This window comes from Pseudomonas sp. FG13, assembly GCF_057809755.1.
Map to the genome: position 1 here is coordinate 503836 of NZ_JBMDKO010000001.1, position 14822 is coordinate 518657.

The following is a 14822-nucleotide window of genomic DNA, read 5'->3' on the forward strand; positions in this document are numbered from 1 at the left end:
GGCTCCCTGCCGGCTCGCCATTCTTCTTATGAGGTGAGATATGAAAGCGATTCGCGTAGCGCAATACGGGCAGGTCGAAGGTTTGTCGTTCGAGGAACTTCCATCACCAGTGCCAGGCCAGGGGGAGGTGCTGATCGAGGTGGCCGGTAGCGGGGTGAATCCGATTGACTGGAAGGTTCTTTCCGGTGCCATGAAGGCTTTCATTCCGCTGCAGTTGCCCTACACCCCTGGCGTCGAGGTCGCCGGTCGTGTGGCGGCCATAGGAGAAAAGGTCACGGGCTTCGCCATCGGCGATGAGGTGTTCGGCTTTATCAATATCGTGGGTGGGTACGCCACTGAGGTGGTCGCCAGTGCGGACCGTCTCGCCCATCGGCCCAAACGGCTGTCGGCGTTGCACGCCGGCGGTGTCCCGGCCGTCGCCTTGACCGCATGGCAGGCCCTGCATGAGCACGGGCAGATCAAGGCCGGCCAACGGGTGCTAATCCACGGCGCTGCGGGTGGTGTCGGCAGCATGGCGGTGCAGATGGCGCGTATTGCGGGGGCCACCGTTATCGCTACGGCTTCGGCGCGCAACCATGACTACTTGCTCAAGTTGGGTGCCGCGCAGGTGATCGATTACAACCAGGCGGCATTCGAGGCTGCGGTCGAGCCGGTCGATGTGGTGCTGGATCTGGTCGGGGGCGATACCCAGGAACGCTCCTGGTCGGTGCTGAAGCCTGGCGGTGTGCTGGTGTCCCCGGTGAGTCCACCGGATGCCAGGCGGGCCGAGGCTGTTGGGGCGACCGGCAAGCATTTCGCCACACGCTCCGATGGCGCGCAGCTTCAGGAGATCGCCGCGCTGTTCGAAACCGGCGAGCTGGTGATCGAGGTCGAAGTGCTGCCGTTGTCCCAGGCGCAAGACGCACTGCGCAAGAGCCAGGACCGGCATATCCGTGGCAAGCTGGTGCTCGACGCCCGTCGGTAAGCCGGGAATCGGTAGCGAACCAAGCCGGGCGGAAGCCCGGCTTTTTTCATCGGGGATTTTCCCTGGACAGGGCATCTCACGTCTGGCGGTAAGCGCTGGGCGTGACGCCCACCTCGCGACGAAACACCTGGGAGAAATGGCTTGGGCTGGAATAACCGACCTCCAGTCCGATGTCGATGATACTGCGGTCGGTTTCCAGCAACAGGTGCCGGGCGCGACTCATCCGCAGGCGGATGAAGTACTGCGAGGGCGACAATCCGGTCGCGCGCTTGAATACCCGGCTGAAGTGGTACTCGCTCAATTCGGCGATCCGGGCCAGTTGCGCCAGATTGAACTCGTCGGCCAGGCCCTGATTCATTGCCGTCAGCACACGGCGCAACTTGTACGCTTGCAATGCGCTGCCGCGTCTCTGGCTGCCGTGTGGAGCGGGGTAGCGACGGAGCAAGTGCACGGCCAGCGCCTGGGCCAGACTGTGAACGAACAGCGGGCTGGGCTGGCGTTCTTCGATGAGTTCGATGCGCAGCTGATCGAGAATGAAGTGCACCCGCTCATCCCGGGCGCCGGAGATGTCCAGAAAACTCACGGACGCGCAGTGCTCGCCCAAAAGATCGCGGGCAGCCTGGTCGATCAGCGACAGGTCGAGATACAAGTGCATCACCTCGAAGGTGTCGCCCTCCAGGGTTTGCCAACGCATTTCATAGGGTTCGTGGGTATGGGTGAGGAAAAAGTCGCCGGCCTCCACGGTGGTGGCTGCCCATGCGCCGTCGAGGGCGCGCTCCTCGACCCTGGCCTTGCCTGCCAGGACCAATACCAGCAACGGTTCCACGACGGCGGGTACCCGTATGGGCTCGATCACGCTGTGATGGCTGAACAACTGGACGACCACATCCTGCAGGTGCGGGTGTGATGGCAATGCCTGGGGTGTTCCCGGCAGGTGGCGGGGCATGGTTTCGGCCATGATGCGTTGGGTATCGCCGGCTGCCAGGTCATCATATTCAGACGGGTGCACAGGAGGCTCCTTGTACAGAACTGTTCGCGGGTGAACGCAAGGTCTGGCCTTATCCACTATTCAGAAGTCGGTTACCTGTGCCTTGAAGCGCTCGATCAACCAGCGCGTCGCGGGCCCGGGTGGCATGTCCGTCCGGTAGATGGCGTCAAAGGCATAATCGCCGCCGGCGCAGTCGGGCAATTCGAGATGCACCAGTCGGCCGCTGGCCAGGTCGTCGCGCACCCGGTCGATGGGCATGTTGCCCCAGCCGATGCCTTCGCGAAGCAACATGTGCTTGGCGCCCAGATCCGCCAATCGCCAGGTACGGGTGCCGATCACCGCGAACTCTTGATCTTCGGTAAGACGGGAACGGTCAGTGAGGACCAACTGCACATGGGAGCGCCCGGTACCCGGCGCATGTGGCCCCGGTTGTGCCAATGGGTGATCGGGCGCAGCAACCGGTATCAAGGCCACCTTGCCCACACCGATACGCTCGATGCCGTCGAGGCTATTGGTCAACGGGCCACTTACGCCCAGTGTGGCCATACGGTCGAACACACGTTGTGTCACGCCGCCCAGGGCCTCGATATGCAAGTGCAGCGACACGGTCGGGAACTGTTCGCGAAACGCCTTGAGCGCGTCGACCATCCGCTCACTGGGCAGCATCACGTCGAGTACCAGGTGCACTTCGGCTTCAAGGCCGTGCAGCAGCCCGCGAACCTTGGCCCGCAGGCCGTCGATGCCGTTGTAGATGGTGCGTGCTTCGGCCAGCACGGTGCGCCCGGCATCGGTCAGTTGGGGTTTGCGGGTGGTCTTGCGGTCGAACAGGCTGACGCCGAGCTGCATTTCCAGGTTGGCGATCGAGTAGCTCACCACGGAAGTGGCCCGATGCAGTTTGCGCGCCGCGCCGGCGAAGCTGCCGACATCGACCACGGTCAGGAATACACGGAGCTGGTCGAGGGTGGGCGTGCCTGGGTCTGAAATCATTGCTAATCGCTCGAACGTTTCATGGATGTTATCCGGATTTTTCGCACAAGCGCAAAACCCCGACAGCCTCGGCAAACCTGCGAAAGCCCGGCGTTCCCCGTTGCGAGACAGTGAAGCCGTCGATAACGACCGCGCCCCAGGGGCGCCGAGCCGGCGAATGTCTCCTCGGCTCGCAACGCAGGAGAACATCATGACTGTTATCAAGCACGCTCTACCCAACGAAGTCGAAGGCAAAGTCGCGCTGGTCACCGGCGCAGCCAGTGGCATCGGCAAGGCGATCGCATTGCTGCTGCATGCCCGTGGCGCCAAGGTCGTCGCCGAAGACCGCAACCCCGCCGTCGAAGAACTTGCGCGCCCCGGGCTGGTGCCACTGGTGGCCGACATCACCGAGGACGGCGCCGCCGAGCGCGCGGTGGGATTGGCCGTGGAGCAATTCGGCCGGCTGGACATCCTGGTCAACAACGCCGGGATCATCATCAACAAACTGGTGATCGACATGACCCGCGAAGACTGGGAGCGCATTCAGGCGGTCAATGCCACCGCGGCCTTCCTGCATTGTCGCGAAGCGGTCAAGGCCATGATGCCCAACAAGGCCGGAGCCATCGTCAACATCGCATCCTATGCCTCCTATTTTGCCTTCCCGACCATTGCCGCCTACACGGCATCGAAAGGTGCGTTGGCCCAACTGACCCGGACACTGGCGCTCGAAGTGATCGGGCATGGCATTCGCGTCAATGCCGTCGGCGTCGGCGATGTGGTGACCAACATCCTCAACGATGTGGTCGATGACGGTCCGGCTTTCCTGGCCCAGCATGGAGAAGCCGCCCCCATCGGTCGCGCCGCGCAACCGGAGGAAATCGCCGAAGTCGTGGCTTTTCTCGCTTCGGACCGCGCCAGCTTTATCGTCGGTTCGGTGGTCATGGCCGACGGCGGCATGACCGTCACTGCCGGTTGATCAATCTGGTGGTACCGTTGCGGTGAAGCAAAAGCCCGATGCAGTGCATCGGGCTTTTGCTTGAACGCTACCGTCCACTTCAGTTCAGGCATTGCGCGCCGGCTCTGGCGACTTGGGCGTCCTGCTCGGCCTTGACCCCGGACACGCCCACCGCGCCGATCACCTGACCGTCGACAATGATCGGGACGCCACCCTCCAGGGACGTCAACAGCGGCGCGGACAAAAAGGCCTGGCGTCCACCGTTGACCATCTCTTCATAACCTTTGGATTCGCGCCGGCCGAGGGCCGAGGTGCGGGCTTTTTCGGTGGCGATGTAGGCACCGACGGGCGCGCAGCCATCGAGGCGCTCCAGGGCCAGCGGGTGACCGCCATCATCGACAATCACGATGGCGACGGCCCACTGGTTGCTGTTCGCTTCATCGCGGGCGGCCGAGAGAATCCGGCTGACTTCGTTCTGGCCGAGTACGGCTTTGCTTTTCATGGGAGCTCCAGGTTTAAGGCAGCGCGGCTTCGACCCACTCGATCCAGTGCCGGACCGGGGTCCGTCCCGCGCCGTCGAGATGGGTCTGACAGCCGATATTGGCGGTGACAATCACGTCGGGGCGCCCGCTTTCCAGGGCGTTGAGTTTGTTGTCACGCAGTTGCCGGGACAGTTCGGGCTGGGTGATCGAATAGGTGCCCGCCGAGCCGCAACACAAGTGGCTGTCGGGCACCGGCGTGAGGTTGAAGCCCAGCTTCGTCAGCACCGCTTCAACGGCGCCGCCCAGTTTCTGCGCGTGCTGCAAGGTGCAGGGGCAGTGGAAGGCCAGGCGCTGGTCGCCGTGGATGCTCAGTTTTTCCAGTGGCTCTTCGCGCAGTACTTCAACCAGGTCCTTGGCCAGGGCGCTGACCTTTTTCGCCTTTTCGGCATAAATTGGGTCGCTGCCGAGCAAGTGCCCGTAATCCTTGATGAACGCGCCACAACCGCTGGCGGTTTGCACGATGGCCTCGGCACCGTTCTCGATGTTCGGCCACCACGCATCGATGTTGCGGCGCGCACGATCCAGGCCCGCGGCCTGGGCGTCCAGATGATAGTCCACGGCGCCGCAACAGCCGGCTTCGGCAACGGGTGTCACACTGATCCCCAACCGATCCAGGACCCGGGCGGCGGCCGCGTTGGTATTGGGCGACAGGCTCGGTTGTACGCAGCCTTCGAGCATGAGCACCTGTCGGACATGGCGGGTCACCGGTCGCGGTTTGGCGGCAGGGACATGCCGAGGTAACTTGCCGCGCAGGGTGTCGGGCAGCCATGGCCGAAACACCCGGCCGCCGCTGACCAGTCCCTTGAACACGCCGGGATTGGGCACGACCGCTCGCAACCCCTCGCGCAACAGGCGCTGGCCGAGAGGCCGTTCGACCGCCGCATCGACTACGGCGCGGCCAATGTCCAGCAGGTTGTGGTAGTCGACCCCGGAGGGGCAGGTGGTTTCGCAGTTGCGGCACGACAGGCAACGATCCAGGTGCTGCTGGGTCTTCGCCGTGACCGGGTTGCCTTCGAGTACTTGCTTGATCAGGTAGATACGCCCTCGGGGGCCATCCAGTTCATCGCCGAGCAACTGATAGGTCGGGCAAGTGGCATTGCAGAAGCCGCAATGCACGCAGGTGCGCAGGGTGCTTTCGGCCTCTTCGGCGCGGGGCAGTTGGCGGGCCTCTTCGCTCAAGGTGGTCTGCATGGTTCAAAGCTCCGCGTAGAGGCGACCGGGGTTGAAGATTCCCTGTGGGTCGAGCCGTTGCTTCAGGTTCCGGTGGTAGCGCATCAGCGCGTCAGGCAGCGGTTGGAATGGACTCTCGATCAACCCGTGGTCGTAACAGGTCACATGACCGCCAACGCCTTCGACGATCTGACGAATGAACGCGGCTTCGGCACCGGACTTGAGCCAGCGCTGGGCACCGCCCCAGTCGATCAGTTGCCTGCCAGGCAAGGGCAGCCACGCTGTGTTGTGTGGCACGGACAGGCGCCACAGCGGTAGATTTTCATCGAAGAAGCTCAAGCGATGTTCGTTCAGATCATCCCAATACGACGCGTCCAACACCTCGCCGCCCAGTCGGTCATGGGCCGCCGCCACCGAGCCTTCGCCGCCTTCGAGCCGCAGGTGCAGGCGTTGGCCATCGTGGCAGGCGGCGCTGATCGGCAGCGGCTGCTGGCCCCATTCCGCCAGGCGCAGCAAGGCGCGATCGCTGTCCATTTCCAGGCTGATGCTCAAGGCTTGCCGAGGTTTGGGCAGGACTTTGAGCGACACGTCGGTGATCACCCCAAGGGTGCCGAAGCTGCCGGCCATCAGGCGCGACAGGTCGTAACCGGCGACGTTCTTCATGACTTCGCCACCGAAGCGCAGATGCTTGCCCTGGCCGGTGATGACCCGCGTGCCGAGGACGAAGTCCCGCACCGAACCCGCCCACGGGCGGCGTGGGCCGGAGAGTCCACTGGCAATCATGCCGCCCACCGTGGCGTCGCCGAAGGAGGGTGGTTCGCAGGGCAGCATTTGCTGCGAGGCGCTCAGCACCTCGGACAGTTCCAGTAGGGGCGTACCGCAACGCACGGTCACCACCAGTTCCGTCGGGTCATAGCTGACGATGCCCCGGTGGACCCGGGTGTCGAGGCGCTCCCCAGTGACCGAACGCCCCAGGAAGGCTTTGCTGTTGCCACCGTGGATCCACAGCGGCGTGGCGTTCTTCAGCGCCTGGTTGACCTGTTCCAGCAACGCGTCGCTGGCGTCCCTATCGTGTGTGCTGTACATCAGAAACGCTCCAGCTCAGGGAAGGGCAACTGCCCCAGGTGCACATGCATGGCGCCAAATTCGGCGCAGCGGTGCAACGTCGGAATATTCTTGCCGGGGTTGAGCAGGCCGCTCGGATCGAAGGCGGCTTTGACGGCGTGGAATACGGTCAATTCGTCGCTGTTGAATTGCGCGCACATCTGGTTGATTTTCTCGCGGCCCACCCCGTGTTCGCCGGTGATGCTGCCGCCGACTTTTACGCACAGTTCGAGGATCTTGCCCCCCAGGGCCTCGGCGCGATCGAGCTCGCCCGGTTGGTTGGCATCGAACAGGATCAACGGGTGCATGTTGCCGTCGCCGGCATGAAACACGTTGGCGACCCGCAGGCCGTACTCGGCCGACAAGGCGGCGATGGCGTGCAATACGCCGGGCAGCTCCCGACGCGGGATGGTCCCGTCCATGCAGTAATAATCCGGCGAAAGGCGGCCCACGGCAGGAAACGCATTCTTGCGCCCTGCCCAGAAACGCACGCGTTCTGCCTCGTCGCGGGCCTGGCGCACTTCGGTGGCGCCGGCCTGCTCCAGCACCTGACGCACACGGGCGCAATCATCATGGACGTCGGCTTCGACGCCATCGAGTTCGCACAACAGAATGGCTTCGGCCTCCACCGGGTAACCGGCGTGAATGAAGTCTTCGGCGGCGCGGATGGCCAGGTTGTCCATCATTTCCAGTCCACCGGGAATGATGCCCGCGGCGATGATGTCACCCACTGCGCGACCGGCTTTTTCGACCGAGTCGAACGCCGCCAGCAACACCTTCGCGGTCTGCGGCTTGGGAAGCAGCTTGACCGTGACTTCGGTGATGACCCCGAGCATGCCTTCGGAGCCAGTGAACAACGCCAGCAGGTCCAGGCCCGGCGAATCGAGCGCATCGCTGCCCAGGGTCAGGTGTTCGCCCTCGACGGTGAGAATGTCGACCTTGAGCAGGTTGTGTACGGTCAGACCGTACTTGAGGCAATGCACGCCACCGGCATTTTCCGCGACGTTGCCGCCGATGGAACAGGCAATCTGAGAGGAGGGATCCGGCGCGTAGTACAAGCCAAACGGCGCGGCCGCCTGGGAAATCGCCAGGTTGCGCACCCCGGGCTGGACCCGTGCGGTACGGGCAGCCGGGTCGATGTGCAAAATGTTGTTGAAGCGCGCCATGACCAGCAGAACGCCTTTTTCCAACGGCAGCGCACCACCGGACAAACCGGTCCCGGCCCCCCGGGTGACGACAGGCACCTGCCGTTCATGACACAGCGCCAGCACGCCCCGAACCTCGTCGAGATGGCGGGGCAGTACCACCAGCAGCGGCGTGGTGCGATAGGCGGAAAGTCCGTCGCATTCATAGGGCATGAGTTCTTCGCGCTGGTGCAGGATCTCAAGGTCCGGCAAGCGCGCCTGCAAGGCCTGCAGCAGCGTGGCTTTATCCACGGCAGGCAGGGCACCATCAACGCGTTCATCGTAGAGAATGTTCATAGTCGGCCGGCGACACTCGGTTGTTTTTATTTGAGGTCAGGTTCCGCATGCAGCTGACTTGCATCATTGGTCCGAGGCGATCTACTGTCTATGTCTTGTTGAGGTGGTCGAACCAGTTTTTGACCGGCTATTTTCTTGTTGTTTTTAATAAACCATTTAAAAACAACAAGTTGTGATAAGTTTCAAGTCGGCTTGAACACCATGGCTAAGCTGGTCATACCAGTTGGAGGCGCAATGGACGACACCCAGCCCCGTCGTAATCTGCAAGTGGCCGATGTGGTGTGCGAACGCATCGAGCGTCTGATCGTGGACGGTGTGCTCAAGACGGGGCAGTTGTTGCCGTCAGAGCGTCGGCTGACGGAAAAGCTCGGTGTTTCACGCACGGCGCTGCGTGAAGGGCTGAAGCTGTTGCGTGCTCGCGGGATCATCAAGACGGAGCAGGGCAAGGGCTCGTTCGTCGCCGACCTGTCGGGCAACAGCGCCGCGTCACCGTTGATGCACCTGTTCAGCTCGCAGCCACGCACGCTTTACGATCTGTTCGAGGTCCGCAGCCTGCTCGAAGGCGAGTCCGCACGGTTGGCGGCCTTGCGCGGCACGGAGGCCGATTTCGTCCTGATCACCCGCAGCTACGACGCGCTGCTGGACGCCCACACCCGCGCATTGGAGCCCTCCGAACACGCCCGGCTCGATCATGCGTTTCACCTGGCAATCTGCGAGGCGTCGCATAACCCGGTGCTGGTGCAGACCTTGCGCTCGCTGACGGACCTGCTGCTCACCACGGTGTTCGCCTCGGTCAACAACCTCTATCACCGCGCACCGCAGAAGCGGCAAATCGATCGCCAGCATGCACGGCTTTATAACGCCGTAACCGGACGCCTTCCCGAGCAGGCGCGCAAGGCCGCCGTTGCGCATATCCAGAGCATCTGCGACAACCTCAAGGAAATCGAAAGCGAAGAGCTGCGTCTGGTGCGTGCCACGTTGCGACTTGAAGGGTGGGCATGATGCGGCGCCTGGATCATTTGTCCTTGCGCCTGTTCATTCTGACGGAGCGGGTTTTCACCGATCCGCCTTCTGCGCTGGGGAGGCACTTTCCGCTGTTTGCACAAAACCGCGTGCCATTTGCTGATACAGTTCGGGCCCCATCCGGGAACTGACGGCTTTGGCGACAAGGGCAACGCCCATGAGGCTGATAACCATTCCATGACTGTCGATCATCTCCATGACGATGATGGCTGAGGTAATGGGCGACTGGGTCACGGCGGCAAGAAAACCCACCATGCACAGGGCAATGACCGGTTGTACGCCAAGGTTGAACAGATCTGAGATGTTGGCGCCGATCGCTGCGCCCACTGCCAGGCAGGGAGCAAAAATCCCGCCGGGGATACCAGAAAAGTAGGTCACCACCGTGGCAATGAAGCGGGTCAGGGCGGCATGCCACGGCAGGCCGATGTCAGATGCAATGACGTGGTTGGTAACGCCATACCCGCTGCCAAATGACATGCCGCCACTGAGCATGCCGAGCGCCGCCACAATCAGTCCGCAGATGCCGGCGAACCATACCGGATGCTGATGCCGCCACTGCCAGATCGGGGAGTGCCGATAACGCTGGGGCCATAACAACATGCGGCTGAAGAGTCCACCCAGCAGGCCGCAACCAACGGCAATCAGCAGCGCTGGCAGGATGATATCCATGCTGGCGTCTTGCACGCCGAAATGGCCGAAATAGTTGTAGTTTCCCTGCAAGGCAATGGCCACCATCCCGGACAGAATAATGGTGCTGAGCAAAACCCCGCTGGTACGTGTCTCCAGGCGCCGTCCCAACTCCTCCACGGCAAAGGCGATGCCCGCCAGCGGGGTATTGAACGCAGCCGCGATCCCGGCAGCGCCCCCGGCAAGAATCAGATCTTCACTGCGTATGATGCGTGCGTTGGGCAAGTAGCGATGGAAGAAGTGCATGACTGAAGCCGCCACCTGCACTGATGGCCCCTCCCGTCCGGCCGAGAAACCACCTGTCAAGGCCAGGGTGCCCAGGCCGATTTTGGCGAAGGCGATCTTTAACGACACCAATTGGCTGACGGGCTTACCCTGACGCGCCAAGCGGGTAGCGGCGATCACCTGGGGAATACCGCTGCCCTGGCAACCGGGCAAGAAGCGGTTGGTCAGCCCGACCACCAGCATGCCGATCAGAGGCGTATAGATAAACGGTAGCCAGGGGCGTTCAGCGGTTTGCAGCGCGAATTGATTCAGAGCCAGGTCGGCCAGGCGAGCGAACATGACGACGAGCAAGCCGGCGAGGGTGGCGGCCACCCACAACGTGACACGGGTGCGCCAGCGCATGGAAGCAAATCGACGACGTAGCAAGATGAATGGTCTGATCACTCAGGTGGACCCCAGTTGAGAAAACGTTCGGGAGCTGCGCTAAGCCTAACCGTAAATGAGTACTCATGCCGATGAGCGAAGCCGGATCCCGCTCACGAGCGCCGCAACGTTTCGATGGTTTCGATCAGGGCGTCATAGGACACCGGCTTGCCGAGGTGTTGATCGAACCCTGCCGCATGGGATTTCTGAACATCACTATGGGTGCCGTAACCGGTGAGGGCGATGGCCGGGACGTTTTTCGCCAGCGGTAGCTGGCGCAGCGCGCTGATCAGTTGATGGCCGTTCATGACCGGCATGCCCAGGTCGGAAATGATCAGGTCGAAACGTTGGGATTCCGCGGCCTTCAGCGCCTCCAGCGGCTGGTCAAAGGCCAGGACCTGGGCGTCTTCCATTTCCAGCAGCATCTTCATGGTTTCCAGCACTTCCGGCGAGTCATCCACCAGCAGGATGTTCAAACCATCGAGCTTGCCGGTCGCCGATTCGATCGCCGCGACCGGGACGGTTTCGCTCTGCGGGGCGGCCAGGGGCAGGCAGACGCTGAAGGTGCATCCGGCGCCGAGTCCTGCCGACGTCACCTGGACGGTGCCATGCTGAGCCTCGGTCAGCTGTCGTACCAGGGACAGGCCAATGCCCAGGCCTTCGCGCTGATGGTGAACGTGTTGTTTTTCCGCCTGGCCGAACATGTCGAAGACGTGTTCGAGGTTTTCCACGGCAATACCGATGCCATTGTCCTTGATGTCGATCCGCGCCATTTGATCCTGACGACGGGCGATCAGTTGAATGTGTCCCATGGATGGGGTGAATTTCAGCGCGTTATTGACCAGGTTCCAGATGATCTGGTCCACCCGGATCGGATCGGCATAAACGACCAGCGGTTCATCTGGCAATTGCAGGTCGATCTGGGTCTGGTGTTGTGCGTTGATCACCACGGTGTAGATGTCGCGAAGCACATCGGTCAAGTCGATTCGCGATGGTTGCAGCTTGAGTTTTCCGGTGCGTACGCGGGCGACATCCAGCAGGTCGTCAATGATGCGTGCCTGGCTGTTGACCGCATCGCAGATGGTGTTCACGGCTTTGGCCGCCGGACTGGATGTACGAGTGATCGGCAAGCGACGCAGCATTTCGGCATTGAGCTGGATGAGGTTCAGCGGATGCTTGAGCTCATGGGACATGACCGCAAAGAACTCGTCCTTCAGGGAAATGGTATTGCGGGACTGTTTCAGTTCCTGGCTCTGTTTTTCGTGTTCCTGCTGGTGCCCGGTCAGGTCGCGGGCGATTTTCACGTAGCCTTGCAGGTGATCGCCGCTGAGCAGCGTGACCTCGCCGCTGCAATAGAAAAGGCTGCCGCCCTTGCGCAGGTGCCAGCGTTCATCTTTGGCGCGACCGTGGGTACGGGCAGTCTTCAGCTCAGCTTGCGGCGCACCGTTGGCACGATCCTCTTCGGAGAAAATGAACTCGTAGGAGGCGCCCTCAGCCTCCGCTTTGGTATAACCGAATATCAGCTCGGCACCCTTGTTCCAGTGGGTGATCACGCCGCCTTCGTCGAGGATGATGATCGCGTAGTCATGGGTACTTTCCGCCACCAGGCGCATGCGCTCTTCGCCCAGGCGCAACTCCTCTTCGGCGGCGCGGCGGGTGGTGATGTCGATGAAGGTCAGCACCGTGCCGTCAATATGGTCTTCGCTGGAGCGATACGGCAGCAACCGGGCAATGTACCAACGCTTGTCACTGATGCTGCTGACTTCACGTTCGATCATGTTCAGTGACTCGAATACTTGCGCCGCATCGTCGGCCAGGTCGGTGTAGTCCAGGCGATGGGTGATGTCGAGCAGTGAACGACCGGTGTCCACCGGCAGCATGTTGAAAATCTCCGTGGCCCGGGGCGTGAACCAGCGGATGCGCATGCTACGGTCGACAAACACCGTGGCGATGTCGGTCGAGGCGATGAGGTTGGTCAGGTAGTCGTTGACCTTGTCGGTTTCTTCAACTTTGGTCTTGAGCTCGAAATTGACCGTCAGCAGTTCCTCGTTGATCGACTGCAACTCTTCCTTGCTGGTTTCCAGCTCTTCGGTAGCCGAGCGCAGCTCTTCGTTGATGGCCTGCATTTCCTCGTTGGACGCTTTCAGCTCCTCGTTGGAGACCTCCGACTGCTCGATCGTGTCTTGCAGGTGCAGCTTGGTGCGTTGCAGCTCGCGTTCGAGATTGGACAGGACCTGGCTTTCGGTCTGCACCTGGGCCATGGCCGCTTCCGCCGAGTCGATGTCACTTTCCTCGAAGATCACCAGCAGGTAGTCGCTGTCCGACTGCTCGTCCCTGTAGGGTTGGACGATCATGTCGATCCGCAGATGCCGGTCTTCATACTTGATCGATACGTCCCGCGACTTGACCGCCAGACCACTCTGTTGCACCTGGAACAGTGCGGTGCGGATTTCCAGGCGCAGCTCCGGCAGGATCAACGTCAGCAAGTTGCGCGACAACTCGCCGCCGACGTGCCGCAGGTAGCGCCCGGCGCCTTCACTCATGTGCAGGATATCGGCGTTGGTGTCGACGATCATGCTCGGCGGCGCGGCGCGTTCGATGGCGCGCCGGTGGATGTCGGCGAACGACAGCTTGGGTTGCACGTGGTTCTTCAGCTCGGGAAGCGAGTGGCCGGTGCTGCGGGTGTAGCCACCCCGAGGCATGGTGGGAACGCGGCGGCTGTTGGGGCTTGTGCTCTTGGCCCGGAAGATCCGGTTGCGCTTGTCCACCGGGTTGAACAGCTCATGGCAGGCATCGGCGCTCTCGGAGGTGCCGAGAAACAGGAAACCGCCGGGGCGAAGCGCGAAATGGAACATCTGCAGGATTTCGCGTTGTACCTCCCGATCCAGGTAGATCAGCAGGTTGCGGCAGACGATCAGGTCGATCTGCGAAAACGGCGGATCCGCCAGCAGGCTGTGCTTGGCAAACAGCACTTTTTCACGGAGCTCCTTGCGAATTCGATAGTGATCGTCTTCCTTCACGAAATACTGGCGCAGGCGGGTCGGCGGCACATCGGTGACGATGGCCTGGGGGTAACGACCGGCCCGCCCGAGGCTGATTGCACGCTCGTCGATGTCCGTGGCAAACAGTTGCAGCTTGGCTTTGCTGCCCTTTACCTGCAGTTGGTCGTCGAGCAGCATCGCCAGGCTGTAGACCTCTTCCCCGGTAGAGCAACCCGCCGACCAGACACGCAGTTCTTCATGTTCCGGTCGTGGCGGCGTCAAGGTGGCGACCAGCTGCGGTATCACATCGCGCTCCAGCGCTTCGAAGGCCTCGCGATCGCGGAAAAAGTTGGTGACGCCGATCAGCATGTCCCCTAACAGCGCCTTCGGCTCCTCTGGATTGCCTTGCAGGTACTGGGAGTAGGTCGCCAGGTCGGGCTGGGTGGTGACTTGCATCCGTCGTTCGATCCGACGAAGCACCGTGGCGCGTTTATAGTGCTTGAAGTCGTGACCGGTGCTGCTGCGCAGGTAGGCCAGGATCTCGTGTAGATAGTGCTCGGCGGCGACAGCTTCCTGTTCGGCGTGATTTTCCAGTCCAGGATCAATGGCGCTGGGAAGGGTGATCGCTTGGGAATTACGCCACAGTTCGAGGATTTTCTGCGGCATGTCCACTACCGGCAAGACCAGGTCGACCATGCGTGTTTCGATGGCGGCGCGGGGCATGCCGTCGAACTCGGCGTCTTCCGGCGATTGCGCCAGGGTGACGCCGCCCTGTTCCTTGATGCGCGACAGCCCCACGGCACCGTCCGAGCCGCTGCCCGACAACACTACGCAAAAGGCCCGCTCACGGTGAACATTGGCAAGGTCGCGGAAGAACAGGTCAATGGCGGAGTGGCGATCGAGGGTAGAGGCGACGGGACTGATATTCAGATAGCCATCGTTCATCGCCAGTTGCTGGGCTGGCGAAATGACATAAACGTGGTTCTTTTCAATGGGTACAGTCTGGGTGACCTGCACAACCGGCATGTTGGTCGATTGCTGAATGATCTGGTCGGCAATGCTTTGATGGTCAGGCGACAGGTGCAGGACGATCACGAAGGCCATGCCGGTTTCCTGGGGCATGTTCTCGAAAAACAGCTTGATCGCCTGCAAACCGCCCGCAGACGCGCCAATTCCGACGACGCCAAATTCAAGGTGGGAGGCGGTTTTACTCAACGGTGATGGCGTTGTCATGGGGCTTCTCTTGATAAAGCGACGACCTGACGCCGCGCACACACACATCGGACTTTTGCCTGGGGCAGGCGAATATTGGC

General features: G+C 61.9%; 11 protein-coding genes. 3 read left to right on the plus strand and 8 right to left on the minus strand.

The genetic code is table 11. The annotated features are described in order from the left end of the window. Positions 1–40 precede the first annotated feature (40 nt). Positions 41–964: an NADP-dependent oxidoreductase gene (locus ACODTO_RS02245; protein WP_489105902.1), complete on the plus strand. Its 924-nt coding sequence runs from the start codon at positions 41–43 to the stop codon at positions 962–964. 76 nt (positions 965–1040) lie between these two features. Here the strand turns inward: ACODTO_RS02245 and ACODTO_RS02250 are convergent, their stop codons facing one another. Together ACODTO_RS02250 and ACODTO_RS02255 are read right to left on the minus strand one after the other, a co-directional pair. Further along, the gene (locus ACODTO_RS02250) at positions 1041–1910 is read right to left on the minus strand and encodes a helix-turn-helix domain-containing protein (RefSeq protein ID WP_489105923.1); all 870 of its coding nucleotides are present in this window, start codon (positions 1908–1910) and stop codon (positions 1041–1043) included. Positions 1911–2033: 123 nt separating this feature from the next. Continuing rightward, positions 2034–2939 carry a LysR family transcriptional regulator gene (locus ACODTO_RS02255; RefSeq protein ID WP_489105903.1) on the minus strand — a complete coding sequence of 302 codons (906 nt, stop codon included), beginning with the start codon at positions 2937–2939 and terminating at the stop codon, positions 2034–2036. A 190-nt stretch (positions 2940–3129) separates the two neighbouring features. Here ACODTO_RS02255 and ACODTO_RS02260 point away from each other — a divergent pair, with 190 nt between their 5' ends. Continuing rightward, on the plus strand, positions 3130–3894 hold the full coding sequence (locus ACODTO_RS02260; RefSeq protein WP_139642230.1) for an SDR family NAD(P)-dependent oxidoreductase: 765 nt from the start codon (positions 3130–3132) through the stop codon (positions 3892–3894). A gap of 79 nt (positions 3895–3973) precedes the next feature. On the opposite strand, the gene ACODTO_RS02265 is transcribed toward ACODTO_RS02260, so the two are convergent. Genes ACODTO_RS02265 through glcD form a run of 4 tightly spaced genes read right to left on the minus strand, consistent with a single transcriptional unit; the run spans position 3974 to position 8170 of the window. After that, positions 3974–4375 carry a heme-binding protein gene (locus ACODTO_RS02265; RefSeq protein WP_489105904.1) on the minus strand — a complete coding sequence of 134 codons (402 nt, stop codon included), beginning with the start codon at positions 4373–4375 and terminating at the stop codon, positions 3974–3976. A 13-nt stretch (positions 4376–4388) separates the two neighbouring features. After that, positions 4389–5606: a glycolate oxidase subunit GlcF gene (glcF, locus tag ACODTO_RS02270; protein WP_489105905.1), complete on the minus strand. Its 1218-nt coding sequence runs from the start codon at positions 5604–5606 to the stop codon at positions 4389–4391. A gap of 3 nt (positions 5607–5609) precedes the next feature. After that, positions 5610–6671 (minus strand): glycolate oxidase subunit GlcE, encoded by a 1062-nt coding sequence (glcE, locus tag ACODTO_RS02275; RefSeq protein WP_489105906.1) that lies wholly within the window; start codon positions 6669–6671, stop codon positions 5610–5612. After that, on the minus strand, positions 6671–8170 hold the full coding sequence (gene glcD, locus ACODTO_RS02280) for a glycolate oxidase subunit GlcD (RefSeq protein WP_175361516.1): 1500 nt from the start codon (positions 8168–8170) through the stop codon (positions 6671–6673). Before glcD ends, glcE begins: the two co-directional genes overlap by 1 nt. 234 nt (positions 8171–8404) lie before the next feature. On the opposite strand from glcD, the gene glcC reads away from it, so the two are divergent. Beyond that, a complete protein-coding gene (glcC, locus tag ACODTO_RS02285; RefSeq protein WP_489105907.1) occupies positions 8405–9172 on the plus strand; it encodes a transcriptional regulator GlcC in 768 nt (255 codons plus the stop codon). A 54-nt stretch (positions 9173–9226) separates the two neighbouring features. Here the strand turns inward: glcC and ACODTO_RS02290 are convergent, their stop codons facing one another. After that, positions 9227–10507: a chloride channel protein gene (locus ACODTO_RS02290; RefSeq protein WP_489105908.1), complete on the minus strand. Its 1281-nt coding sequence runs from the start codon at positions 10505–10507 to the stop codon at positions 9227–9229. Positions 10508–10641: 134 nt separating this feature from the next. Beyond that, positions 10642–14742 (minus strand): CheR family methyltransferase, encoded by a 4101-nt coding sequence (locus tag ACODTO_RS02295; protein WP_489105909.1) that lies wholly within the window; start codon positions 14740–14742, stop codon positions 10642–10644. Positions 14743–14822: the final 80 nt, after the last annotated feature.